The organism is Micromonospora sp. NPDC047467 (assembly GCF_040643095.1).
In the GTDB taxonomy this organism is placed as follows: Bacteria; Actinomycetota; Actinomycetes; order Mycobacteriales; family Micromonosporaceae; genus Micromonospora.
The window spans coordinates 427466-450362 of record NZ_JBEYTO010000001.1 but is presented as its reverse complement, the minus strand read 5'-3'; the positions used below and the strand labels follow the sequence as shown (position 1 = coordinate 450362).

Annotated in this window: 21 protein-coding genes; 5 read left to right on the top strand and 16 right to left on the bottom strand. The window is 71.1% G+C overall.

Going from position 1 to position 22897, the window contains the following annotated elements:
* Nucleotides 1–12 precede the first annotated feature (12 nt).
* Nucleotides 13–453: a hypothetical protein gene (locus ABZ780_RS01830; protein ID WP_357483132.1), complete on the top strand. Its 441-nt coding sequence runs from the start codon at nucleotides 13–15 to the stop codon at nucleotides 451–453.
* A gap of 71 nt (nucleotides 454–524) precedes the next feature.
* Here ABZ780_RS01830 and ABZ780_RS01825 read toward each other — a convergent pair whose 3' ends face one another.
* From ABZ780_RS01825 to ABZ780_RS01780, 10 genes are all read right to left on the bottom strand, one after another.
* Entirely contained in the window at nucleotides 525–812 is a 288-nt protein-coding gene (locus ABZ780_RS01825) for a hypothetical protein (protein WP_356999243.1), read from the bottom strand.
* Nucleotides 813–1039: 227 nt separating this feature from the next.
* Entirely contained in the window at nucleotides 1040–2494 is a 1455-nt protein-coding gene (locus ABZ780_RS01820; RefSeq protein WP_357483129.1) for a hypothetical protein, read from the bottom strand.
* 116 nt (nucleotides 2495–2610) lie between these two features.
* A complete protein-coding gene (locus tag ABZ780_RS01815) occupies nucleotides 2611–4374 on the bottom strand; it encodes a TraM recognition domain-containing protein (RefSeq protein ID WP_357483126.1) in 1764 nt (587 codons plus the stop codon).
* Complete coding sequence (locus ABZ780_RS01810) at nucleotides 4371–6074, bottom strand: ATP/GTP-binding protein (RefSeq protein ID WP_357483123.1); 1704 nt, start codon at nucleotides 6072–6074, stop codon at nucleotides 4371–4373. Before ABZ780_RS01810 ends, ABZ780_RS01815 begins: the two co-directional genes overlap by 4 nt.
* Nucleotides 6071–7564 (bottom strand): SCO6880 family protein, encoded by a 1494-nt coding sequence (locus ABZ780_RS01805; protein WP_357483120.1) that lies wholly within the window; start codon nucleotides 7562–7564, stop codon nucleotides 6071–6073. The genes ABZ780_RS01810 and ABZ780_RS01805 overlap by 4 nt, the downstream gene beginning before the upstream one ends.
* A gap of 49 nt (nucleotides 7565–7613) precedes the next feature.
* On the bottom strand, nucleotides 7614–8831 hold the full coding sequence (locus tag ABZ780_RS01800) for a hypothetical protein (RefSeq protein WP_357483117.1): 1218 nt from the start codon (nucleotides 8829–8831) through the stop codon (nucleotides 7614–7616).
* A 3-nt stretch (nucleotides 8832–8834) separates the two neighbouring features.
* Entirely contained in the window at nucleotides 8835–9575 is a 741-nt protein-coding gene (locus tag ABZ780_RS01795; protein ID WP_357483114.1) for a hypothetical protein, read from the bottom strand.
* On the bottom strand, nucleotides 9572–9931 hold the full coding sequence (locus tag ABZ780_RS01790) for a hypothetical protein (RefSeq protein WP_356999217.1): 360 nt from the start codon (nucleotides 9929–9931) through the stop codon (nucleotides 9572–9574). Before ABZ780_RS01790 ends, ABZ780_RS01795 begins: the two co-directional genes overlap by 4 nt.
* A gap of 77 nt (nucleotides 9932–10008) precedes the next feature.
* On the bottom strand, nucleotides 10009–10305 hold the full coding sequence (locus ABZ780_RS01785) for a hypothetical protein (RefSeq protein ID WP_356999215.1): 297 nt from the start codon (nucleotides 10303–10305) through the stop codon (nucleotides 10009–10011).
* Complete coding sequence (locus tag ABZ780_RS01780) at nucleotides 10302–10793, bottom strand: hypothetical protein (protein WP_356999212.1); 492 nt, start codon at nucleotides 10791–10793, stop codon at nucleotides 10302–10304. The genes ABZ780_RS01785 and ABZ780_RS01780 overlap by 4 nt, the downstream gene beginning before the upstream one ends.
* A 231-nt stretch (nucleotides 10794–11024) precedes the next feature.
* Between ABZ780_RS01780 and ABZ780_RS01775 the strand changes: the two genes are divergently transcribed.
* Nucleotides 11025–12257 (top strand): CAP domain-containing protein, encoded by a 1233-nt coding sequence (locus tag ABZ780_RS01775; protein ID WP_356999210.1) that lies wholly within the window; start codon nucleotides 11025–11027, stop codon nucleotides 12255–12257.
* Nucleotides 12258–12292: 35 nt separating this feature from the next.
* Entirely contained in the window at nucleotides 12293–12748 is a 456-nt protein-coding gene (locus ABZ780_RS01770) for a DUF4913 domain-containing protein (RefSeq protein WP_356999208.1), read from the top strand.
* 305 nt (nucleotides 12749–13053) lie between these two features.
* Here ABZ780_RS01770 and ABZ780_RS01765 read toward each other — a convergent pair whose 3' ends face one another.
* On the bottom strand, nucleotides 13054–13500 hold the full coding sequence (locus ABZ780_RS01765; RefSeq protein WP_356999205.1) for an SRPBCC family protein: 447 nt from the start codon (nucleotides 13498–13500) through the stop codon (nucleotides 13054–13056).
* A 188-nt stretch (nucleotides 13501–13688) separates the two neighbouring features.
* On the opposite strand from ABZ780_RS01765, the gene ABZ780_RS01760 reads away from it, so the two are divergent.
* Complete coding sequence (locus ABZ780_RS01760) at nucleotides 13689–14450, top strand: AraC family transcriptional regulator (RefSeq protein WP_356999203.1); 762 nt, start codon at nucleotides 13689–13691, stop codon at nucleotides 14448–14450.
* A 214-nt stretch (nucleotides 14451–14664) separates the two neighbouring features.
* Here the strand turns inward: ABZ780_RS01760 and ABZ780_RS01755 are convergent, their stop codons facing one another.
* The 4 genes from ABZ780_RS01755 to ABZ780_RS01740 form a co-directional block, all read right to left on the bottom strand.
* Entirely contained in the window at nucleotides 14665–15552 is an 888-nt protein-coding gene (locus ABZ780_RS01755; protein ID WP_356999201.1) for a hypothetical protein, read from the bottom strand.
* A 112-nt stretch (nucleotides 15553–15664) separates the two neighbouring features.
* The gene (locus ABZ780_RS01750; protein ID WP_357483111.1) at nucleotides 15665–16627 is read right to left on the bottom strand and encodes a zf-HC2 domain-containing protein; all 963 of its coding nucleotides are present in this window, start codon (nucleotides 16625–16627) and stop codon (nucleotides 15665–15667) included.
* 115 nt (nucleotides 16628–16742) lie between these two features.
* Entirely contained in the window at nucleotides 16743–17231 is a 489-nt protein-coding gene (locus ABZ780_RS01745; protein WP_356999196.1) for a sigma-70 family RNA polymerase sigma factor, read from the bottom strand.
* Nucleotides 17232–17617: 386 nt separating this feature from the next.
* Nucleotides 17618–19222, bottom strand: a complete 1605-nt coding sequence (locus ABZ780_RS01740; RefSeq protein WP_357483108.1) for a beta-1,3-glucanase family protein — start codon at nucleotides 19220–19222, stop codon at nucleotides 17618–17620.
* Nucleotides 19223–19485: 263 nt separating this feature from the next.
* On the opposite strand from ABZ780_RS01740, the gene ABZ780_RS01735 reads away from it, so the two are divergent.
* Nucleotides 19486–21081: a ricin-type beta-trefoil lectin domain protein gene (locus ABZ780_RS01735; RefSeq protein WP_357483106.1), complete on the top strand. Its 1596-nt coding sequence runs from the start codon at nucleotides 19486–19488 to the stop codon at nucleotides 21079–21081.
* Between the two features lie 94 nt (nucleotides 21082–21175).
* Here the strand turns inward: ABZ780_RS01735 and ABZ780_RS01730 are convergent, their stop codons facing one another.
* Nucleotides 21176–22666 (bottom strand): S8 family serine peptidase, encoded by a 1491-nt coding sequence (locus ABZ780_RS01730; RefSeq protein ID WP_356999189.1) that lies wholly within the window; start codon nucleotides 22664–22666, stop codon nucleotides 21176–21178.
* Nucleotides 22667–22897 lie beyond the last annotated feature (231 nt).

Below are 22897 nucleotides of genomic sequence, written 5' to 3'. Positions count from 1 at the left end.
TAGTTTGCTCGGATGAGTCTCCTCGATGACGTCGCCGCGCGTGACGGTTGGCGATGCTGGGTGTGCGACGAGCCGGTCGACGCCGACAGGTCGGTGAACGACCCGCGTGGTCCCAGCGTCGACAGCCGTACCGCCGACAAGAAGGCCAAGGTCGCCGAGCGACTCGCGCACCGGGCCTGCAACACCCGCAAGGGCGCGGTCAAGGTGGTCATCGCCTGGTCGGACCGCCTGCACGTGGTGGAGCCCGCGCCGCTGATCGCCGTCGCCGAGCGACTCGAACGCAAGGGTGGCCGGGAGTTGGTGGCCCGCTGTCCGAGCAAGAGGGACGCCCAGGAGGCGGCGGACTGGCTGGTCGACCGGTTCTCCCGGCTGGTGCCCGGACTGCCGGTGACCGCGAGCGTCGACGCGGGCGGCGGACAGTACCTCGTCGCCCTGGCCGCCGGTCGCCGCTGACCGACGGCCCTGGTCGGCGGCCCGCCGGCCAGGGCAGCCCGGCCCGAGCCACCACCACTGGCGGTGGCGACTCAGAAGGGGGGCGCGTCCTCGCCCATCAACGCCAGCACGACGCCGCCCTTGCCCCGCTTGAGGCTCTGGACCACGACTGTGCCGGTGCTGCCGTCAGGCAGCTCCAACGTGAAGGTCTTACCGACCGCGTTCTTGGGGCCGTTGCCGGCGCTGTTGGCGGGTCGGAAGTCGCCTGCCCACGGCGGGACCCCGCCCTTGCGGGCGGGCTCAGCAAAGAGCGCGGCGGTGCCGGGGGTCCTGGTGCCGTCCGAGGCGAGAAGCACTGAGGCGCTGCGATAGGTAGCCATATCCGGCAAGGCTATCCCGGACCGCGCTCGTTCTCGCCACAGCATCCGCGCCGCAATGCGATCGGCCACCGCATCGCACCATCCGCCGACAGCCCGTCGCCCCCGGGGAGGCAGCCGTCGAAAACGGCGCAGCGGCGCCCTGACCGGTTGTTTTGGTCAGGGCGCCGCCTGCTGTCAGCAGGGCAGAGGCCGGCCCGCACCTCTGCCCCACCCGGTGGAGACTGGCGTCAGCGTTTCGCCCGTGCCTTGCCCTTGCGTCGCTGGCTGGTCGACTGGTAGCTCGACTCCCCCTGCTGCGTCTCGGCGTACTCCCGCTCGGCGCGGGGAGCGGCCATCCGGGCAGCCCCGCTGGTCGTCCCGTGCGACCGGTGCGACTCCGGCCGGTGCGACTCCGACCGGTGCGACTCCGACCGGTGCGACTCCGACCGGTGCGACTCCGACCGATGCGACTCCGACCGATGCGACTCCGACCGGTCGGCCGGAGCGTGCTCGCTGCCGGTGTCGGCGGGCCCGGCTGCCGTTCTGTTCCGGTCCACGCCAGCGAAAACCGCACCGGCCCCGTACGCGACCGCAGCGGCGCCGCCCAGATAACCCGCCGCTCGGACATGACTTCTGTCGATGACGAGGTGGTCGTCCGTTGACAATGCCTTGTTCACACCAGAGATCAGGGTGTAGCCGGCCGCGATACCGGTGGTGAGGCCGACGACGTCGGCGGTGTCCCGGGCCAGACGCGGCATGTCGACCTGCGGCGCGGTGATGTTGTTGTAGATGCTTTGACCTCTGTTGATGATGTCGGCACCGAGGATCACAGCGTTGCCGGTCGCGATGGCGTAAGACACTCCGGTGGATCGCCCGAACGCCTCGAGCGTGCTGCCGAGCGCGTACAGGACCCGGGTCCGGACCTCCTCGTCCATGACAACTTGCCAGCCATTTTTGACACGTTGCAGGAGCGTCTGCCCGTCTTCGTGCAGCGCGAACGTGTCCGCCCGCCCCGCCTCCACGTCAGGCCCGCCCGCAGGGCCGCCAACCGGCGGAAGAGGCGGAGATCCACTCGGGGTGTGGCTGGGACTGGCCAGCGGGGAGCGGTCGGGGACGACCATTTCCTCCCGCTGCGTGGGGCGCGTCCCGAGCTGGAACGGCTCCCCCGTCACGAGGTTGGTGAGTCCGTCGGCGACATGCTGATCAGCCCACTGCTCCCACGCCCTCGTGCTCGCCTCCAGTTCGGCGAAGTCCGGAGGCAGCGGAGGCGTCACCGGGGCAGGTTCAGGCATCCGGTCATCAGCGGGTGCCGTGGCGAAGGCGCGCTGCGCCTCCCACACATCGTGGTCAACCGAGGCGAGGTTGCCGGCGAGCTGATAACGCTCAAACTGGTTGGCGAGTTCGTCGACCGAGACAGGCTGCTCGAAGCTGGTCGAATAGTCGTACGGCCCCTGCGGCGAGGGCGAGGCGGCGGCCGGGTACGGGTACGGGTACGGTGCGGAGCTGGTGCCGCTGCTCGAGAACGGCTGCATGGTCGCGTACGGAGCGACACTCACGTTCATGTGCGACGGGTACCCGTTCTCGTCGAGCGCCGGGCCGAAGTCGTAGGTGTTGTCACCGCTCTGGTGGCTGGTGCCGCTGCTGGTGTCCCAGTGGTTGCTTCCGTCGTAGTAGGGCTGTCGGGGGTCTTGGTCTCGTTCCATCTCATCGTCTCCTGCCGACGGTGGACCTGGATTCCCGCTCTACGCGGCGCCCCGCCCCCCGGTTCAGCCCGCATGCAAGATCTTCTACCTGGGCCCATTGGTCGGAGGAGCCAGGCCTACGTCGAGCTGGTGCCGAGCTTGGCGGTGGCCCGTTCGGTGATCGCCGCGACCTCCTGCTTGGCCAGCGCCGAGATTCGTCCCGCGTCCGGCTCCTTGTACCAGGGACGCAGCTTGATCACCGCAGGTCGGACGCCCGTGGCCAGCAGCAGAGCGGTCCCCTTCGGCAGCGCCCGGATCCGGTCGGCTGGCAGCACGTTCTCCTGACGGTACGAGACGGACCGCGACGAGCCGTCCCGGCTACGCGAGATGCTGACGGTGCTCACGTCGTGCAGGCCGACCAACTTGGAGATCTTCTCCACGAAGTCGGCGTCGTCGAGGCCCGCGCCGAGCAGTTTGATGGTGGCGGCACCCCACATCGCGTCCATGCCGGCCTCGCCCCAGACTCGGGAGCCCTGCCGATAGCTCTGCAACAGGGTCACCACGTTGATCCCGCGCGAGCCGAGGTGCGAGTACAGGTCGGGCAGGTCGGAGATCCGGCACACGTTCGCCGCCTCGTCGAGCACCGCGGTCATCGGCGGGTCCAGCCGGCCGCCCATCCGCTCGGCGGCGACCACCCCGGCCCGCAGCGTCGCGTCGGCGAGCCCGGCGATCACTCCGGCGGCGGAGCCGCCGCCGTCCTTGGAGAGCAGGTAGAGGGTGTCCCGGCCGAGGACGTGCCGATCCGGACGGAACTGCGGCAGGTACGGGTCCGGGCTGACCCAGGAGAGGATCTCCGGGTCGAGCAGGCACGCCACACACTGCCGGGCGGTCTCGTAGATGCCGTCGCGGGTTTCCACGGCCCCGCGTACGGTGCCCTGCAACTGCTCGGCCATCGCCTGCATGCCCGCGTCGCGCAGCAGGTCGATCGGGGTGCGGTCGGCCGGGTCGGCGAGCCAGCCGAGCAGGTCGGTGACCGGGGCCCGCCCCCGGGCGGCGGCCAGGAAGAGCGCGGTCAGGGTGTTCTGCGCCGCCGAGATCCAGAAGTCCTTCTTCGAGCTGTCGTCGTTGACCGAGGCGACGAAGTGCCCGGCCAGCCGCCGCGCGCCCTCGATGGTGACGCAGTCGGCGAGGATGTCCCACCACATCTCCCGGGGCGCGTGCGCGATGCCCTGCGGGTCGAAGGTCCAGACGGTGCCGATACGTTCCCGTTCGGCGCGGGTCACCGCGTACACGTCGGACTTGTTGGACGTGAGCAGGACCGCGCCCCGGGCACGCAGCACCCGGGGAATGGCGATGCCGGTGGACTTTCCGGCCCGGGGTGCCATCAGGTCCAACTCCACGTCCTCGTAGGAGGAGCGCAACTCCGGGCCGTTCGGGGACAGGTCGCCGAGCAGGTTGCCGGTCTCGTCCGGCGGTAGGTGCTTCATCCCGGCCAGCGAGGGACGCAACTCCCGGGCGCGGGCGGCGATGCCGGCCGGGGCCAACGACGCGAGATCGCTTCTGCGGGCCAGCCCGACGCCCTGGTTGCGGCGGTCGAGCAGCCAACGCCCGACGAGCACGACCGGCACGACGAGGAGCGCGGCCACCACGACCATCCCCCCGTAGACCGCGTACGGGGACGCGCCGGGCCAGAGCGTGTCGAGGTCGCCGGAGACCAGGGCGAAGTACGAGCCGATGGTGAACGGCGGCGGGCGCCAGCCGTGCCCGGTCAGCCCGGCGCCGAGCGTGCCGCCCGTCCAGGCGACGATGAAGAGCCCGAGGTTGGCGAGGACGACCAGAGAAAAGGCCCAGAAGAACAGGTCGGACCCGCGTGGCGGGCCGGAGGACATCCTCCCGCTCACGCCTCCCACCCCCGGCTGGCTCCCTCGGTCACCTGGGCGTACTCCGGCTGGGTACTCAGGTTGCCCAGTTCGGCCTCGGCCTCGAAGGCCGCCTGCCGGGCCGCGGCCCGCTCGGCGGCCTGCTGTTCGGCGAAACCGTTCTGCACCCAGCGCAGGTTGGTGTCGTGCAGGCGACGCTCGGTGTCAGTGATGGAGACCCGGATCGGGATGCCAGGTCGACCACCGACCTTGATCAGGAACCGGCCCCGGCCGGGCGGCTCCTCGTTGCTGCCACTGCTCGCCCAGCCCGGCGGGGACGACCAGGACGACACCAGCTCGATCTCCCGGCGGGACAGGCCGATCACCCGGCCCAGGTCGGTCATCTCGGCGGCCGGCAGTCCGGCGCAGGCGACGATCCCGGCCCGCTCCACGAAACCACGCGCCTTGGCCCGGTCGGCGTCGGTGCCGAGCGCCTCGGCGTCCTTGAGGGTGTGGGTGATCTTCGCGTCGCCGAGGCCGAGTGAGCGATTAAGCCGGGTCAGCGCGTCGATCCGGTCGACGATGCCGGAGGCCGCCCGAAGTGGACGCCACAGCTCGTCCAGGATGGTGAAGAACCAGCGGCGCGGTGCCATTCCGGCGTCGGCCATCGCATGCGCGGCGGCAACCGTACCCAGGCCATCAGACCAGGCGGCGAGCATCGCCGCCGCGGTGAGTTGGGTGTCCGACTCGCCGATCCGGGAGATGTCGATGCAGACGGCGGGGGCGTCCAGGTTGATCCGGGTCGAGGTGGACGAACCGAAGGTGTCGCCGAGCGCGCCATCGAGGATGCCGAGTAGGGAGCGGTGCAGCGGGTCCACCGCGTCCCGGTACCGGGTCTCCTGCCCCCGGTCCAGGGTCACCGCCCGGACCCGGTCCGGCCCCTCCTCCAACACCCGCAGCAGGTCAGGCAGGATCGGGGCACGCCCATTCGGGGTACGTTCCCGCAGGTGCCGCAGGCAGGCGGAGAGCACCGCCTGCTCGTGGTCGTCCAGGGCCCGGCCCCGCACGATGGTCAGCAGCGCCGCCACCATGTTGAGCACCCGGCCGTGGGTCTCGGCCGCCAGCGCCTGACCGGCCTTGCCGCCGATCCGTTCGGCGGCCAGCCCCATCGCCCCCGGGTCCAGCACGTTGATGCCGCCGACCCCACGGCCGATCGAGATGACCTGCCCACCGAGGGCGCGGACCGTGTCCGCGTAGTCCGGCTTCAGGTCGCCGAGGACCAGCGGCACCACACCGGTGGCGGCCAGTCCCACGGCCATCCGGTTGATCAGGGTCGATTTGCCCAGGCCGGGCATACCGAGCATGAACAGCGACGGGTTGGAGATGTACTTCGCCCGGGTGAACCAGGAGATCGGGTCGCCGCAGACCGTCGCGCCGGTGAAAAGGTGCTGGCCGAGCGGCACCCCGGACATCGGCGCGCCGGAGCCGGCCGAGAACGGCCAGAGCCCGCACGCCTGCACGGTGGTGGCCCGCCACATCGTCGGCGCGTCGAGGTAGCCGACCTTGCCGCCGCCCGGTCCGTCCCAGCCCCGCGCCGAGACCGGGAAGTCCCGGCGGGGCTTCGGTGGGGCGGCCTTCGCTGGCTTGGGGGCCTCGTCGTCCGGGTCGCCGACCAGGCCCGTGAGCGCGGTGGACGCCCCGGCGTGCCCGGCCGGCCAACCGGCACCGAGTGGGGTGCTCACATCGCCTCCTGGAGTTCGTGCGGCAGCATGGTCTGTTCCCAGGGCAGAATTCCGGCCGGCAGGCTGCAGCTGAACGCCGCCGCCTGCATCCGGTTGGCCGGACGCATGGAGATCCGGGCGGCCCCGGTCAGGTTGCGCACCACCACCGACGCGTCGTCGAGCTGGTCGGGGCGGTCGACGGTGATGGTGAGCATCAGGGAGAACTCGACGAGCCCGGCGCCGGTGGCCTCCTCGGAGGCGGCCTGTTCGGCGGCGCGTACCTCGGCGGCGGCCCGCGCCTGCACCATGCCGCGACCCGAGGTCGCCATGAACTGGGCGGTCCGCCGGTCCGCCTCGACGATCCGGGCCGAGGTGGCCGGGTCGATCGGCCGGTAGAGCAGCGCCACGCGCTTGCGGCGGGTGCCGGCGGAGGCGTCCAGCATGGTCCGCAGCACACTGGACCGGACCGTGCCCCGGGGTGCGAGGGTGAGCAGCCAGGTCCGCGACACCCCGGAGTCGTGTTGGTACGCGTCGACCGTCTCCACCGCAGCCACCGGCCCGGCGTCGATCCACTCCAGCCCGGTGTGCCCGTGCTCGGCGCGGACGCTGAGCACGTCGGCGGCACACGCGGGGTCGTACGCGACCCGGACCACCTCGGCGATCTGCTCGGCGGTGAGCGGCTCGGCCACCCCACCGCCCGCGCTGACCAGCCCGGTCAGCAGGCTCGGCACCCGGATGGCCAGGTCGGTGATGACGTCCTCCGGGTCGCGGCGGGGCCCGCCCACCGGCGCGTACGTCAGGGTGATGTACGAGTTCATCTCCGACGACGCGGACGGGTAGTCCTCGACCACCTCCTGCATCACCGCGCGGGCGGCGGGCGGGGCGTCAGCGTCGAGCCGGGGCAGCACCTCGGTCGCCAGCCGGGTGCCCGGGTCGGGCGCGGTCTCCACCACCACCGACGCGCCGCGCAGCCCCGGCTCGTGGGCGAGTCGGGACAGCCACTCGCCCCAGAGCGCCACCCAGGTGTCGACCTGGTCCGGGTCGACCAGCGACCCGCCGTCGGGTTCGCAGCGCAGCACGATGGTGTAGAGGTTGCGGCGGCGGTGGTGCAGCACCCCGAACGACCGGTCGTAGGCGTCCCGCCCTTCCAGGGCCGCCACCCCGCTGAGCATGCCGGGCGGGGCGAACCGACCCTCGGGACGGGCCGACAGCGGCCCCGAAACGTACAGGTGCTCGCCCCGGGCCCGCCGCCGGGACCAGCCGATGCGCAGCGTCACGAGCTGGTACAGGTTGCGGCCGTCCGGGGTGCGCACCGCCATGGGAACAAGGCCCAGCACGAACGGCGTACCGATCACCATCGCCGCCTGCAGCGATGCCAGAGACGCCAGCAGCACCACCACCAGCCCGCCGAAGACCCCGACAGTGCCGAGCAGACCGAACGGCCCCAGCCCGGCGCGGCGTGGCCGGCGCCAGTTCCCGTACGTCGGTTCGATAGCGGCTTCCGTCGACATAGACCTCTCCCTCGCCTCTTCTGGTCGGCGGTCGGCCGCCGACGCACCGTCAGTTGTGGCCCGCGTCGCCGTCGGCTCGCTCCACCGCGCCGGACACCATGCGCCGGCCGACCTGGGCCGCCTGGTACGTCGCGCCGATCACGGCGGCGGCGGGTCCGGCGGCGCTCGCTGCGGCGCCAGCGCCGCTCGTCGCGGCACCGGCACTGCTCGGGGCGGGTCGCCCGCCGGCACCGTTGCGGCCCGACGCTCCGTCGCGACCCCCGCTCGCGGAGCCACCGTCGCGGCCGGCGGGGCCGGAGGCACCGCTGGGCGCGCGTGACCCGGACGGGCCGACACTGCCGCCGGACGACGACGCGGCACCGCTGGCGATCTTCTTCGCACCGGAGGCGATAGCGCCACCGGCCGCGGAGATGGCGGTGCCGGCGGGGTCACCGGTGCCCAGCGCCGCCGTTGCCGGGACCACGAGCTTGAGCAGGGCGGGGAGCGCGATCGCCGACAGCAGCAGAACGCCGACCCCGGCTATTCGGCTGTGGATGCCGTCCTCGGATTTGTTCCCCTGGGCGATCATCTGCGAGCCGGCATACATGATCAGGCCGACCGCCGGTTTGTAGAGCAGCCAGGCGACCGTCCAGCCGATGTGCTTGCGCCACCAGCCGGCACCCCAGTTCGTCATGGAGGCGGCGGCGGCCAGCGGCAGGGTGCCGAGCAGGAGGATCATCACGCCGAGCCGGACATAGAGCAGCAGGACGTGCACGATGGCCGAGATCAGCAACAGGAAGGCCAGGACCAGGAGGAGGAACGCCTCCATCCCGGAGCCGTCGTCGATGCACGGCACGCTCTTGATGATGTTCAGGGAGGCCGTGGAGAAGAGGTGCCGGGTGTAGTCGTCCGAGATGGCGGCGGCCTTGATCGCTATCCACGAGCCGGCCCCGGCCACCAGGATCACCCGGAGGAAGCCGCGCAGCGCCACCTTGCCGGCCTCGGCGCGCCGATCCATCGCCATCTTGGCGGCGGCGAAGAGGATCGAGCCGACCGCCAGGTAGACGATGAGCCACTCGATCTGGTCGCTGATCATCCCGGGGACGGCCATGGAGGGCTCGCCGTCCGCCTCCGCAGAGAGGGTGGGCACCTCGTCGGTCAACTCACCGAAGATCGAGATCGCCCCGGCGAGGATCAGGTTGGCGATGATCCGGACGAACATCCCGACCGGGTTGATGATGAGCTCGAAGATGTCCTGCAGGCTGTTCAGCGGACTTGTGTCACACACGTGTCACTGCCTCCACACACTGAAGCCACGGCTGCTGGCGACCGTGCCGATGGACTCGAACACCACGCCGACCCGCGACGGCGCGAGCTTCCAGTCGCCGTCGTCCCAGCGCAGCTCGATCCGGCTCGCCATGTACGACCCGGCGCCGTGCACGAGTAGCTGCACGGTGGCCGCCTCCGGCGTGTACGCGTCGACCGCGTAGCCGGCGTAGTTGCCCCCACCCCGACGGTTGTTGTTGACCACCCGGTCGAGCCGGGCGGTCAGCACCTCCCGGCCCTGGCCGGGCAGAACCTGAAGGTCGGCAACCGTCTGCCAGTCGGGGCCGTCCAACTTGACCGGAATGATGTGCGCCGCGAGCACCGCACCGATAGGAGTGTGGGCGAAGCAGCGGAGCACCCCGCCCTCGATGCGCAGCGGCCCTTGGCTGGCCGAGACCGGCACCTGGTAGCCGACGTCGACGGCCCGCCAGGACACGTCGGCGGGTGGTTTCGTCGGGGCGGGTGGTTGCGCCGGAGCGGACGCCACTGTGGAGGTCGTCGGACAGGGTGGGGCCGGCTGCTTCGCGGGCCCCGCGGCGGCCTGACCCCCCAGGTCGGCCGAGTCGTCTCCGCCCAGCCCGCCGATCCAGACCATCCCGGAGAGCAGGACCGCCCCGGCGAGGAAGACCGCGGAGACGATCCACCCCCGTTCCGTCCAGAAGGGCGGTTTCCCGTCCTCCGACCATCGTCGGCCGCCGTCGGTCACTGGGCCCCGCCCTGGGTGGTGTCCCCACCGCCGCCGAGGAACCAGTTCGCCACCGGGCCGGCGACGGCGACCAGGATGCACCCACCGAGGACGAGGCCGAGCCTTGACATGTGCTCGGAGCTCTCGCCCCGCTTCACCGAGATCGCCATCATCGTGCCGGTGATCAGCACCCCGGCCACCCCCGCGGCGGTGCCGCCCCAGGCGATCAACCCCAGCAGTTTGTTGACCAGATCGCTGAGCGCAGTGGGGGCACTCGGCGTCGGGTTGACCACGCCACCGCCGCCGGGAGCCGGCTCCATCGGCAGCCGGGCGAGGACGTGGGCGGCGGCGGACTGGCTGAGGCTGGTGAGCGACATCGGAAAACTCCTTGTGGAGGAAGCGGATCAGGACGATCGGCGATCCGGGGGCTCCCGGTCGACCGGTGACGACGTGGTCAGAGACCGAGGTCGCCGAAGAACGCGACGAGAGGGCCGGCCGAGGCGCCCAGGACACAGGCGAGCGCGACGACAACCAGGCCACGGAAGTGTTCGGCACCCTCGCCCGGCGTACCACGGTTGAGCTGCAAGGCCATCTGGATGCCGACGACGATGAGACCGGCGATCGCAGCCGCCGTCACACACCAGGCGAGCAGGCCGAGCAGGTCGTTCGCCTCGGAGACCGGGGTGTACCCGGGCGGCGGCACGAACGGGCTCGGATCTGCCGCGCGGATAGATTCGAAATCGAGGTTCACGACGGTCTCCCCCGCGTGTCGGAACGGAGACCGGCCGCCGTGGCCAGCCGCAGCATCGCCTTCGGCGTCGTACGCGCCTGGCGGCCCAGACGCCATTCCGGGACCCACGGCACCCGGTGCACCGGGGCCACCGAGCGCAGCACCCGGATCCGCCGGGACAGCGCCATCGGCAGCCGGCCCGGGGCGTCGGCGAGCAGCACCAGGCCGGTCAGCCGCATGCCGGGTGGGTGCCGACCCTCCCGCAACGCGTTGAGGGCCCGCGACAGTGCCCGGATCCCCTCCGCGTTGGTCCTGCCCACCAGCATGACCGTGGCGGGTTCGGCCAACGCGGCGTCCGGCCATCGGCAGCCGAGGTCGGTGCCGCCGAGGAGCCGGGCCAGTGTCGTCGTGCCGGCGCCCCCGTGCGCCGCGATCCAGCCAATCCCCTCCTCGGAGAGGTACCGGCGGGGCTGCGTGGCGGGGCTGTGGCCCGGTGTCCGCGCGGACACCGATCCCGGTGGCACGCGCGATGCCGGCCCGACCGTCGTCGCGGGCATCATGCCATCCACCTCCTCCTCGTGAATCCCGATCTGATCTGTCCCGACCGGGTTTGAACCGACAGGCCCTCGGCCCCGTTGTGCGGCCGTCCGGCTCGTTGACGGACGCCTCTACGGGGCGTCCGACGCCCCGGTTCAAGACGAGTTCCAGATTTTTCAAGCGACCCGAGGACGGGAGGCGACGTGAGTGGTTCCGGTGCGGGTGGGGAGGGCAGCGGCACCCGGATCGCCGTGATCGGCGCGGCGATCGGTGGCGGCATGGCGTTGATGTCCAGCCCGATCGCGCTGGCCGTCGGCGGCGCCCTGGTCGTCGTGGTCGGCGCGCTCTACATCCTGCTGCTCCCGCTGATCCTGCTCATCTGGCTCTTCGGTGGGTTCAGCGGAAGCGGCGGCGGGCCGGACATCGACGTCCAGGACGCCGCCCGGCAGTCCATCGAGGCGGGACGGGGAGACGGCAAGGGCGAACTGGACACCGAGCAGGTGCCGGCCTCGCTGTTGGAGACCATCGAGGACGCCGGCAAGGAGTGCACCGAGATCGGTCCGGTGGTCATCGCCGCCCAGATCCAGGTGGGCTCCGGGTGGTACACCGCGAAGGTCGGCGAGGACGGGAAGGTGGGCATCTCCCAGCTCGACCCCGAGATCTTCGAGAAGTACGGCGAGGACACCGACGACAACGACAAGACCCGCCCGGAGGACCCGGAAGACTCGATCATGGCGCAGGCGAAGTACATGTGCGCGCTCGCCAAGGAGGTGCAGACCCTGCTGGACGAGGGGAAGGTGATCGGCAACGTCCTCGACCTGACCCTGTCCGCGTACCAGGACGGGATCGACGCGGTACGCGAGGCCGGCGGGGTCAGCCCGAGCACGAACACCCGGGCCTACACCGCGAAGGTACGCGCCTACTTCGGCCAGTACATGGGGATTCTCGGCGAGCCGTACGCCACCCCGACGACCACCGGCCCGACCTCGGAGGCGACCACCGAGGACGACAACGAAAACGAAAACGACGACGGTGCGGATGGTGGCGACAGCGCCACCACCGGCGGCGGGGTCCTCGAACTGGTCAACGCCAGACGGAGCGAGGCCGGCTGCGCTCCGGTCCAGAGCGATCCGGAACTGACCACGGCAGCGATGCGGCACAGCCAGGACCAGGCCGACCACCGGAACATGTCGCACACCGGCAGCGACGGCAGCGACGTGGGCCAACGGCTGGACCGGGCCGGCTACGTGTGGCGCACCTACGGGGAGAACGTCGCGTACAACCAACCGACGCCGGAGGCGGTGATGGACGCCTGGATGAACAGCCCCGGACACCGGGCCAACATCCTCAACTGCGCGTTCACCGAGATCGGGATCGGCCGCGCCGACAACGGGGACGGCCCGTACTGGACGCAGAACTTCGCCGCCCCGGGCTGACCACGAGCTCATCGACCAACCGAGAAGGAGAGGACATGCTGTCAGCACAGGAGCAGCAGCGGGCCGCCGAGCCCGCACAGTCGGCCGGGGAACCGGCTCCGCCGGCCACGGACGCGTCAGCCCCACCCGCGCCGAGGAAGCCGCCGTTCATCCTCTATCTCGAGGGCGACGAGCACGCCGAGGCGCTGCGGATGCTGACGATGTGGGTACGGCACCTGCTCGTGCCCGTCTACGCCCGGGAGGTCTCCTCGACCGCGCCCTGGTGTTCCCGGTGGTGGCAGCATCCCGAGGCCGTCGCCCAGTTCTACGGGCTGTGGTTGGCGTGGCAGGAGCTCACCGGCCCGAACGCCGGGCTGAGTGGACCGGCGAACTGGCACCGCGACCACCTCGGCCCGGTGATGAATACGCTGCGCGACCCGTCCGGTCCGTTCGCCGGCTGTAAGCCCGGCGCGCACCGGGCCAAGGAGGTCCCGCAGGTCGACCCGTACTGAGTCCGGCGGGCGGCCTCCCGACCGAGGGGGACGGGAGGCCGCAGGTCAGCGAGGCGACCGCCGCGTTGGGCTCCGGCTCGGCAAGGGGGGTCAGGGCTATTGCGAGGTCGGGCAGCAGCCCGCCGTGTTCACCGTCGGTGACTGGCACTGCCTCGGTGATGGATCGCCCTGGGCGACACCGCGTTCGGCACCCGCCGAGTCACGTCCACCGTGGCGCCGACCATCCGCCGCAGGGTAATGAGAACGCTGCCGTCGGCTGGTTGCCGGACCTGATGACCTGTCGCCGGCTGCTGCCCTGCTCACAACTACTTGCTCGTCATCGTCGGCCGTTCCGCGTAGGTGGCGAGTCCCCACGCCATCCGACGCATGAAGCGCAGCAGGTAGAGGCGCATGATCGGACCCATCAGACGGATGTTCGTCTCGAACTCGGCCTGCCAGTTGATCTTAGTCCCGGAGCCGTCAGGTATCAGTTCTATCTGACCGCGGTAGCTGCGAAACGGTCCGGAGGGATTGCTGTAGACGAAGCGCCGATCGGGATCGAGATCTTCGATTGATTCGCGGCTCAGAGCCCGTCCTGTGCGGAAGAGTCGGACGTCGCCTACACGGCCGCGATCCCACGGGTCGCGGCCGTCTGCCAGGGTCACCGAGTCGATAGGTGACCACATTGGCCAGGAGCCGGCACGCAGCAGCGCATCATAGACGGCCGTGGGAGCGGCGTTCGAGCGCGCGTTGATGGAGTAGCGGTGAGGCATTCCCCGACGGTAGAAGCGTGGGCGTGATCGGTTGTTACGTGAGATTGCGGACAGCCGCATCGATCTTGCGGTGTTAGCGTCGATCGGTGAATCGCGAGGCCCAGTTCGACTTCGCCGCCTACGCGGGATACGACACGTCACGACTCCACACGAATCTGTACAGCTGGGACGCCGCAGGCTGACGTGCATTGCTTGTCCAGAGCTTCGATCATCTGGACAAGGTCGGCGAGGTCGACCTGCCCGCCACATCCAGCTACCACGTGTGGCTGGTCGTGGCCGGGCAGGGCACGATGCGGATCGAGCAGGGCAACGAACGCAAGACTGTTCCGGTCGCTCCGGGGTTGATCGGCGGGTCCGTGGGCGGCGATGAGAGCCGCCTGCGGTTCGAGCTCTCGGAACCGATGTCCACTGTCCACCTACATCTGCCCGGCCACACGGTCCGCAGGGTGGCAGCTGAGATGAGTCTCCCGACTGCAACACACGTCCCCAGCGATGACGAACTACTCCCGTCGCTACTGCCATCACTCGCGAGCGCGGCACGCCGGGGCGCCGGCGACCTTCATGCTCAGACGGCTGCTGAGTTCCTCGCGGTTCACCTGCTGGGCCGGCCCGGAGAGGCCGAACGGGTGGGTCGTGAGGACAAGCGGGTCCACGCCGCTATCGAGCTCATGAACGAGCGTATGGCTGAACCACTGCGACTGGCCGATCTGGCACGGGAGGTGCACCTCAGCACCTTTCACTTCCTGCGGGTGTTCAGGCAGACCACCGGGCTGACCCCGGCCCGGTACCTGACCCGTTTGCGCATTGATCAGGCCCGCCGCTACCTGGAACGTGGGATGGGGGTAGGACAGACTGCGATCCGCTGCGGGTTCGGCGGCACCGCGCAGTTTTCGGCGGCCTTCCTGCGAGAGACCGGTATTCGACCGTCGGCGTACCGGACGGGTAACTAATCAGGGCTTAAGCCAGGGACAGCCGGCGGCGAGGTCGGTGAGGGCGTTCATGGTGTTGTGGCCGTCGGCGAGCAGGTCGGGGTCGATCCCGGCCCGGCCACGCCGGTCAACACCTCACGAACCTGATCCACGAACTCCGAACCGGCGCGGGCGTGCGCGGCGGCGACCGCGGCCACCCGGCCGAGGGAAGACGGGAGGCCGCTGGTCCGCGAGGCTACCGCCGCATCGCGGTCCGGCTCGGCACGACGGTGCTCGGCCGTCGACTGACCGGCGAGACCGGCGTGGTGTTCGGCGACACCGCGGGCGTCGACCGGAGGGCGGCCACATTCGCGATCGATGTCTCCGACCCGCGCCGGGAGGACGGTGGTCGGTCGCCGCCCGGGCTGGTGAGCGCGGCCACGTCGGCGGCGGTCGGCTCCCGGTCGAGCCGGGTCTCGGCCCCGTCCAACCTCGCCTCGGCCCCGTCCGGCGTTGGCTCGGGCCCGTCCGCGCGGCCCTTGAGGAAGTGCGACACCGTGGGCAGGCCGACCTGGTCGTACAGTTCCTTCAGCGCGGGGCTGTCCTTCAGCATCGAGTCGACCGCATCGGTGAGGTGGCTGCGCAGCACCGCTTCGTCTATTTCGGACATCGGTCGGACGTCCATCGGCAGGTCGTGGAGAGGCAGCCTGTACGGCGTGACGGGCGGGGGCGGAGCCGGCCACGGCCCCGGCGTCGCGTGCGGTGGCCCCTGCGAGGCCGGATACGTCGCGGTCGGCTGCGTCGACGACCCGTCCAGCATCTGCAACAGCTCCCGCACCAAGCGCCCGAAGGTGCTCTCCGAGCTCTGGTGGACAACGGTCTCCGGCTGCCACTGCGCTTCCGCCGGGTCCAGATCCTGACCCGGGTCCCGGTCGCGTCGGCGCGTCTCGCCGGGCGGGGGCGGTCCTTTGCGGTCGAGGTCGCGCTGCTTGCCGTCGACGAATTTTCTCGCGTCGTTCCACTTGTTCGCCAGATCGGGCGAGCGGTTGTGAGCCGCTTGCGCGATCCGGCGCAGGTCATTCTCGACAATCTTCAGCGCCAGCCGCTCGACGTGTGGGTTGGGCGCTCGCGTCTGCTCGGGCATGGACACCTCCGGTGGGCCTCGGTCATCGCCGTCGCAGGCCCTACGGCTGCCGCCGACGTTCGGTTCAGCCCAATCCGTGGGGAGCCCGCCCACCCGCCGGTCGGCGGGCGGGTCAGCGGGAGATCGGAGCGGTGACGATCGCCGTGCCGTCGACAAGCCCCACCGTGACGAACGCGAGGTCGTTGACGGGCAGCGACAGCTCGGCGGCCACGTCCTGCGGCCCGGACGACGCCGTCCAGTCGCGGATCACATGGGTGGCGCCGTCCCGGGTCACCCCGAAGAGGCGGTAGCGCAGGCCCGGACGCAGACCGATGGCGGTGACCTTGATGCTCGACCTGTCCTGGTCGGTGGTGATCGTGACGGCGAGACTCACGCCCTGGGCGGGCGCCTCCCCGTTCGCGGTGAGCACCACGTCGCTGTTCGTGGGGCCGAGGCCGGCCACGACACCACCGCCGGCGATGACGACGGCCAGCACCGCGGCGGCCGCCCCGGCCCAGAGCTTGAGCCGGCGACGTCGTGGGTCGCTCGACGGGCGACCCGGGCGGCTCTCGGGTGCGGCTGGCGTTCCCGGTCGGCTTCCGGCCGGCCGGGCCGACCCGACGGTACGTGGACCGGCGCCGCCACGGCGGTTCCGGCGGCGGGTCACGTCAGCTCCAGGGCCGGCCGGGGCGGAAGCCGTCGCCCCGGGCGGGTCGTCCGAGGGCTCAGGCGGGCCGGCCTCGCGTTCGACCGCGAGGCCGCCCGGCGGGAGAGTCGGACCGGAAGCCGGTGGCGCGACCGTCGACGTGTCGGGCTCGGTCGGTCGCACGACCGCCGACGTGTCGGGCTCGGTCGGCGGCACGAACTCCGGCAGCGCGAAGTCCGGCGGAAGGGACGCGATCGCCTCCCAGTCGGCGGCGTCCAACTCGGGGAGGGCACTGGTCACGCTGCCCATCTGCCCCGCCGCCGACAGACACTCCCAGCAGCCGGCGAGGTGCGCCTCGAACGCGACGCGCTCGGCCTCGTCCAGAGCACCGAGCAGATAGCGGGCCAGCGTGGCGTGCTCGGCAGTCGGATTCTCTTCGCCGGTTCGCATCACGCCCCCCATCTCGGACCCAGAGCACCGCGAACGGCGTGTCGCCGCCCGCAACGACCGCCGTGCTGGAGACCTGGCGAGGCCCCGGGGCGACGAGGCGTCAGGAGAGGTGCCATCAGGACGACTCGATCGGACCAATTGCCGCGTGCAGCGCGCGCACCGCATAGTACGTCCTGGACTTTACCGTACCCTCCGGTATTCCTAGTCTCTCCGCGGCCTCGGCGACCGACGAGCCCTTGTAGTACATCTCGATCAGCACCGCGCGATGCTCCGCCGAGATCCGCTGCAGCGCCAGCCGGACCGTGTGCGCGGACGCCACCCGGTCCATGTCGTCCGTCGGGACGGAGAGCCGGTTCAGGTCGGGGATGGCGACCTCGGGCGGCCGGGCCTGCCGGGCGCGCATCGCGTCGATCGCCACGTGTCGGGCGACGGTGTAGAGCCACGGGGCGATCCGCCGTGGATCGGCGGCCAGCGTCTCCAGGTTTCGCCAGGTCCGCAGGAACGTCTCCTGCACCAGATCCTCGGCCAGCTCGTGCTGACCGAGGACGAGCCGGGTGAGAAACCGCAGCAAGGGGCCCCGGTACTGCTCGTGGATCGACCGCATCAGGGCATCCGGAGAGGTTTGCCCGGTCACGGTGTCGCCGACGACCTCAGATCCCAGCGCTTCGTTGGGCACCGCCGACACAGAACGCCTCCCCCTCACGCACGGGTCGTGCCCGTGCGGTCGCGCCGACGTGTCAACGTCGATCACACCCTGAGGGGAAGGATAGCCGGATCCGACAGACGACCATCGTGGCCGCCGCCCAACGGGTTCACGCAGGCGTGAGTCGGCGGTGCCGGCGGCTGACCGGGGCCCGGCGGCGCCGGGTCGTCGGCGGCGTCCGTCCTGACCCGACGGAGGGGCCGTTGTGTCTGGTGTGGACCGGTCGGCGCGGGGATTCACGGTGGTGAGCTCGCTCCGCCGGTCGGCATCGACGAGGACGGCCGCGCTCACGTGTTGAACCGCAGCCAGCGGACATTGACGAACTCCTGCGGCTGCCCACTGGTGAACGTCAGGTAGACGTCGCGCGTGCCGGTGACCGGGGCAAGGTTGCCCGACACCGTCGTCCAGCTCTGCCAGCCGCCGGTGCTGGCCACCACGATCTCGCCCACCGGCGGGCCGTCCGCAGCGTCGAGGCGCACCTCGACCAGGCCGGAGACCCCGTCCGGCGCTCCGGAGGCGACCCGCACCTGGAACTGGGTGACCGGTGTGCCGCCGAAGTCGACCCCCTGGTAACCGGCCCAGTCACCGTTGGCGAGGAAGCCGATGTGCTCTCCACCCTCGCTGGACGCCTCGGTCTGGACCCCGTGCTGCCGGTCGAAACTCGCGGCGGCGATCTCCTCGCCCACCCCCCGGGAGCCCGGTGCGGCTTGTCCGGCCGACACGACCGGCGGCACGACGACCGCCTCGGTGCCCGAAGGCGCCGGCACCTCCACCCGTCCTCCGCCGAACGGCGTGAGTGTGATGGTCATCTCCTGGGGAGCGGTGTCCTGGATGTACGAGGCGTCCTCGATCACGTCGTCGAAGGGAAACCCGTACGCCTTGCCGTCGGCGGAGTATCGGTGCAGCACCCGTGAGTAGTGGTTGGTGACCGGATGCTGGTAGAAGGCGCTGCGGTTGGTGGTCGGGTGATCGTGCTGGTCCATGGTGGACCGGTTGAAGCCGGCACCGAGGACTCGTGCCACCTGGTTGGCGGCCTCGTCACCAGTCGTGCCGAGGGCACCGGCGCAGTAGAAGACGTCCAACGTCGAGGGCCGGTCGAAGGCTCGCACGCCGTCGAAGACCAGCCGCCCGTCGGCCACCCGGCCCCGGCGGGTCCCGGACGGCGTGTGCACGCGCAGCTCGGTACGGCTGTAGCGGTCCCACACCTCACCGACGTAGCTGTCGTAGTAGTGCGGATCGAACCGGCCCGTCTCGATGCCCTTGCCCGGCGCGATCACCCGCAGCCCGTCTCCGATGACGAGGCGCTCGTAGCCGGGCTGGCGGGCCAACTCCGCGAAGATCGCTTCTCGTCCACCGTCGACCAGTTTGCCGGCGACCTGCTCGGTGTTGCCGCGCAGGCGGATCGCCATCGGGATGCTGAACATGTCCACCGTCGTGGTGTTGCAGGCCAGCACGGAGTCGTTGTAGGTGAACTCGCAGCAGTCGTGCAGCACACCGAACGCCGGGTCGCCCTCCGCCCAGCCCACCGGGTACTGCAACGCCGGCTGGCCGTCACCGTCGCTGACCACGGTGAACCTCAGCCGTTCGTTGATCGCGAAGTAGATCCGACCGGACATCTTGGGCAGCACGAACCGGGTCGTGCCGGAGGCGTCCAGGCGTACCCCGATGTTGGCGAAGCCGTCCGGGCCGTTGTCGGCCGGGTTGGCGGGGGTGAACGTGCCGCTCTCGCGGACGTACCCCATCCGGCCGGTCGCCAGGTCGGTGCCGACGACGTACATGGTGATCGCGGCACTGTCGAAACGGCCGGTACTGTTCACGATGTTCAACGGCAGCCCGTCGGCGGCGTAGGCCCGCGAGATCAGGGGTGCGGCCGCCAGGGGTGCCCCGACCACGGCAGCTCCGGCAAGTCCGATCCGGAGCATCCTGCGGCGAGTCAGCATTAATCAACTCCGATCAAAGGGTCTGACGGTCAGCCGTCGGCGTCGTTGCGGTGTGACAGGCAACGCGGGCCGGCGGTTGCAGCGTTGACGGCTCGGCGTGCCCCTCGGTTCAATACCTCGCAGGAAAATTTCGTTCGATCCGATCACGAGCCGGTGAACCGAGGGCAGCGCGCGTCCGTCGAGACAGCAATGCCAACACCGGAAGGGATGCTCCCGTGGAACCCGATCAGCCCTCCCCCCGTAGCCGGCTGGGTCCGATCTCGCGTCGCGCGGCCGCCGGGGTGGTCGCCGGCCTGGCGGTGCTGTCCGCGGTCGTCGCCACTGTCAGCTGGGGAGTCGCCTCGGCTCAGGACGATGACTTCGTCGGTCGGGCCGTGTCCGACGAGCAACTGACCACGATCCGGTCCGCCGCCCGCTCCTGCCCGGCCCTGACCCCGGCTCGGCTCGCCGGCCAGCTCATGGCCGAGTCGGGGCTCGACGGCCAGGCCAAGCGGACCGCCTCCGGCGGCCGGGGCATCGCCGGCCTGGACGACGCGGCATGGCAGGCCTGGGTGCCGTGGCCAGGTGCGCAACGCTCGGACAGCGCGGCGAACATCCTCGCCCTGGCCCACAAGATGTGCGATCTGAGCGGCCAGGTCCGAGTGACCAAGATCGCGGGCGACCCCTGGCGCCTCTCGCTGGCCGCGTTCAACGCCGGTATCGACGAGGTACGCAAGGCCAAGGGGGTGCCGTCCAGCTCCGTCGACTACGTCGACCACGCCAGCGGGTACGCCGCCTTCTACGCGAACCTGGTGCCGTTCGGCGGGGCCGGCGAGCCCCGACCGAACAGCAAGCCGCAGCAGCCGAAGGCAGTTCCGGCGGAGTACGTCCAGCTCGTCGTACGGGCCGGGTCCGCCTGCCCCGAGGTGCCGCCCGCGGCGGTCGCCGGCCAGGTGATGGCGCTGTCCGGCTTCGACCCGAACATGCTCGGCGACGAGGGCCAGCGCGGGATCGCGCAGTTCCTGCCCGAGGTGTGGCAGGAGCACGGCCCGGCCCAGGGTTCGGTCTGGGACCCGCAGGTGGCCATACCTGCGGTCGGTAGCGTGATGTGCGCGCTGCGCAGCGAGCTGGACGGCATCGAGGGTGACCCGTACCTGCTGGCGCTGGCCGCGTTCCGCAACGGGCCCACCACCGTGCGGCAGACCGGCGGGGAGCTCGACGGCCCCACCCAGGTGTTCCTGCGGACCGTCCGGGAGAACACCGAGTTCTACGCCCTCGACGCCCGCCTGAAGCCGACCACGCCGACCACCCCGGCCACACCCCCGTCGCCCAGCGGTTCACCGTCCGGGTCGCCGTCCCCCACCCCCAGCCAGGCCGTCGCCAAGCCTCCGCCCGCGCAGGACGAGCGGCCCGACGAGCCCACCAAGGTGCCGGCGCCACCGGTCCGGCCGGCCGGCGTCAAGCAGATCGTCGGCCAGGAGACCGGGCTCTGCGTCAACGGCGGCGAAGGCGACGGCGTACGGGCAACGCTGCGCAAGTGCCAGGAGGTGCGGAACCAGTGGTGGTCCTTCGCGTCCGACGGCACCGTCCGGGCGAACGGCCTCTGCCTGGACGTCGCCTGGGGTGAAAAGCGCGACGGCGCTCCCGTGCAGTCCGCCAACTGCACCGCCGGGCCCGCTCAGAAATGGGAGTGGATCGAGAGCAACGGGCGCCGCTCGCTCTTCAACCGCGCGACGGACAAGTGCCTGGACGTCGACGGCCACGCGGCGGGCGCGCCGCTGGTGATCTGGATCTGCGTGTTCAACCTGAAGCAGACCTTCACCCAGAAGTAGCCCGGCCCAGCAGGGGTTGTTTCGTAACAGCCGGTGCCCGGCGGCCCGTCCCCGAAAGGGCGGCCGCCGGGCACCGGCGTCTGTAACGAGACGGTCAGCCGGCGTAGCGGCGGCGGCGCATCCGAAGGCCGAAGAACACACCACCTGCGCACACCAGCGCCAGGCCCAGCAGGACGATGATCGCCGCGCCGGAGCCTCCGCTGTCCTGCCTCGCGGCCACCGGACCCTGGTTGTCCAGGGCACCCGCCATTGAGGTGGCAAGGTTGATCATCCCAGCGCCGAACTTGGGGTGCGGGTCCTGCCCGCCGATGGGATCGGCGGTGCCGAGGATCCGCTCCTTGACCTGGGCTGCGGTGAGGTTCGGCTCGGCCGCCCGGATCAGGGCCGCCTGTCCCGCCACGAAGGCGACGGCGAGGCCGGTGCCGGTCCTGCCGGCCACCCTGCCGCCGGTGCCGAGGCTCGCCACGTCGACACCCGGCGCGACGACCTCGACGGTCCCCTCCGGATACTCCTCGGCGAACTGGTCGGCGGGTCCGACCCCGCCGGTGAGCAGCAGGGCACCGCCGGCGGCCCCGCTGCCCGCCGACGGCAGCGGTGTCGTCTTGGTCGGTGCGCCCGCCACCACCAGCACGTCGTGATTGAGGGCCGTGGTCAGCGAGGCCGCCACCGCCGGAGCGGCCAGGTCGACGTGGGAGCCGAGCGCGACGACGGACGCGCCCGCGCTCACCGCCACCTCGATGGCGGTCGCCGCGTCGGCCGCTCGGGCAGCACCGGACCCCACCATCCGGACCGGCAGGATGGTGGCGTCCGGGGCGATCCCGACCGGGCTGCCGTCGACGCTGCTGTCAGCGGCGATGATGCCCGCCATCGCGGTGCCGGAACCGACGCAGTCGGTGTCGCCGCGGCCATTGCCGACGGTCACGTCCGCGCCGACGGCGACCCGGCCGCTCAACTGCTGGAGGGTCGCGTCGACGCCGGTGTCGACCACCGCGATCTTCACTCCGTTGCCCCGGGTCAGGGTCCAGGCGCTGTCGGCGGCCATCCGCAACTGCGCCCAGTCCGAGCGGCTGCTGGACCCGGCGGCGGCGGCGCACTTCTGGGTGCCGCCACCGCCGGGTCCAGGGCTGCTGCGTGTCGGGCTCGCCGTGGGCGACGGGCTGCCGCTGGGCTTCGCGGTGCCGCTGGGCTTCGCGGTGCCGCCGGGACGGGCCGAGGGGGTCTGCGCCGGTGGCGCCGGAAGCTGGCCGTACTTGACCCCCTCACCGGCGGCGTCCCAGGGCAGCACCAGGTGCCACCCGGCGGTCAAGATTGCCGGGTCGGTCAGCCGGAGCCCGTCCAGCTGCACCCGTCCGGTGTTCAGGTGATAGATCTCATCGGACCGCTCGCCGCTGCCGAGCAGCCGCCACGCGATGTCGGTCAAATTCTCCGGCTGGCCCTGGTACTGGGCCGCGACCACGTAGTACTTCACGTACGGCCGGCTGTCGGGTGTGGGGCTCGCCGCCGACAGCCGGGGTACGGCCAGAAGCACGCAACCGGTCATCACCACCACGAGCAGGCGGGCAAGGATGGGGTGCTTCGCCAGCACTGGGTGTCCTCCTTTAGTCACCACGGCCATGAACGTCACCGCGTTCCACCGTCTATTGCGGATTCGCGCCGCGTTAGTTCAAATCAATTTGAACCAGGCCCCGACGAACCTCGTCATGAGGTCGATGGAGAGTACCGGCGGCGGCTGAGAGACTGTCTCTTTAGGACTCGTGATGACGGCGCGCCTCGTCGCGCGGCCGTACACAGTGGTGGGATGGGGCGGATCACGTCA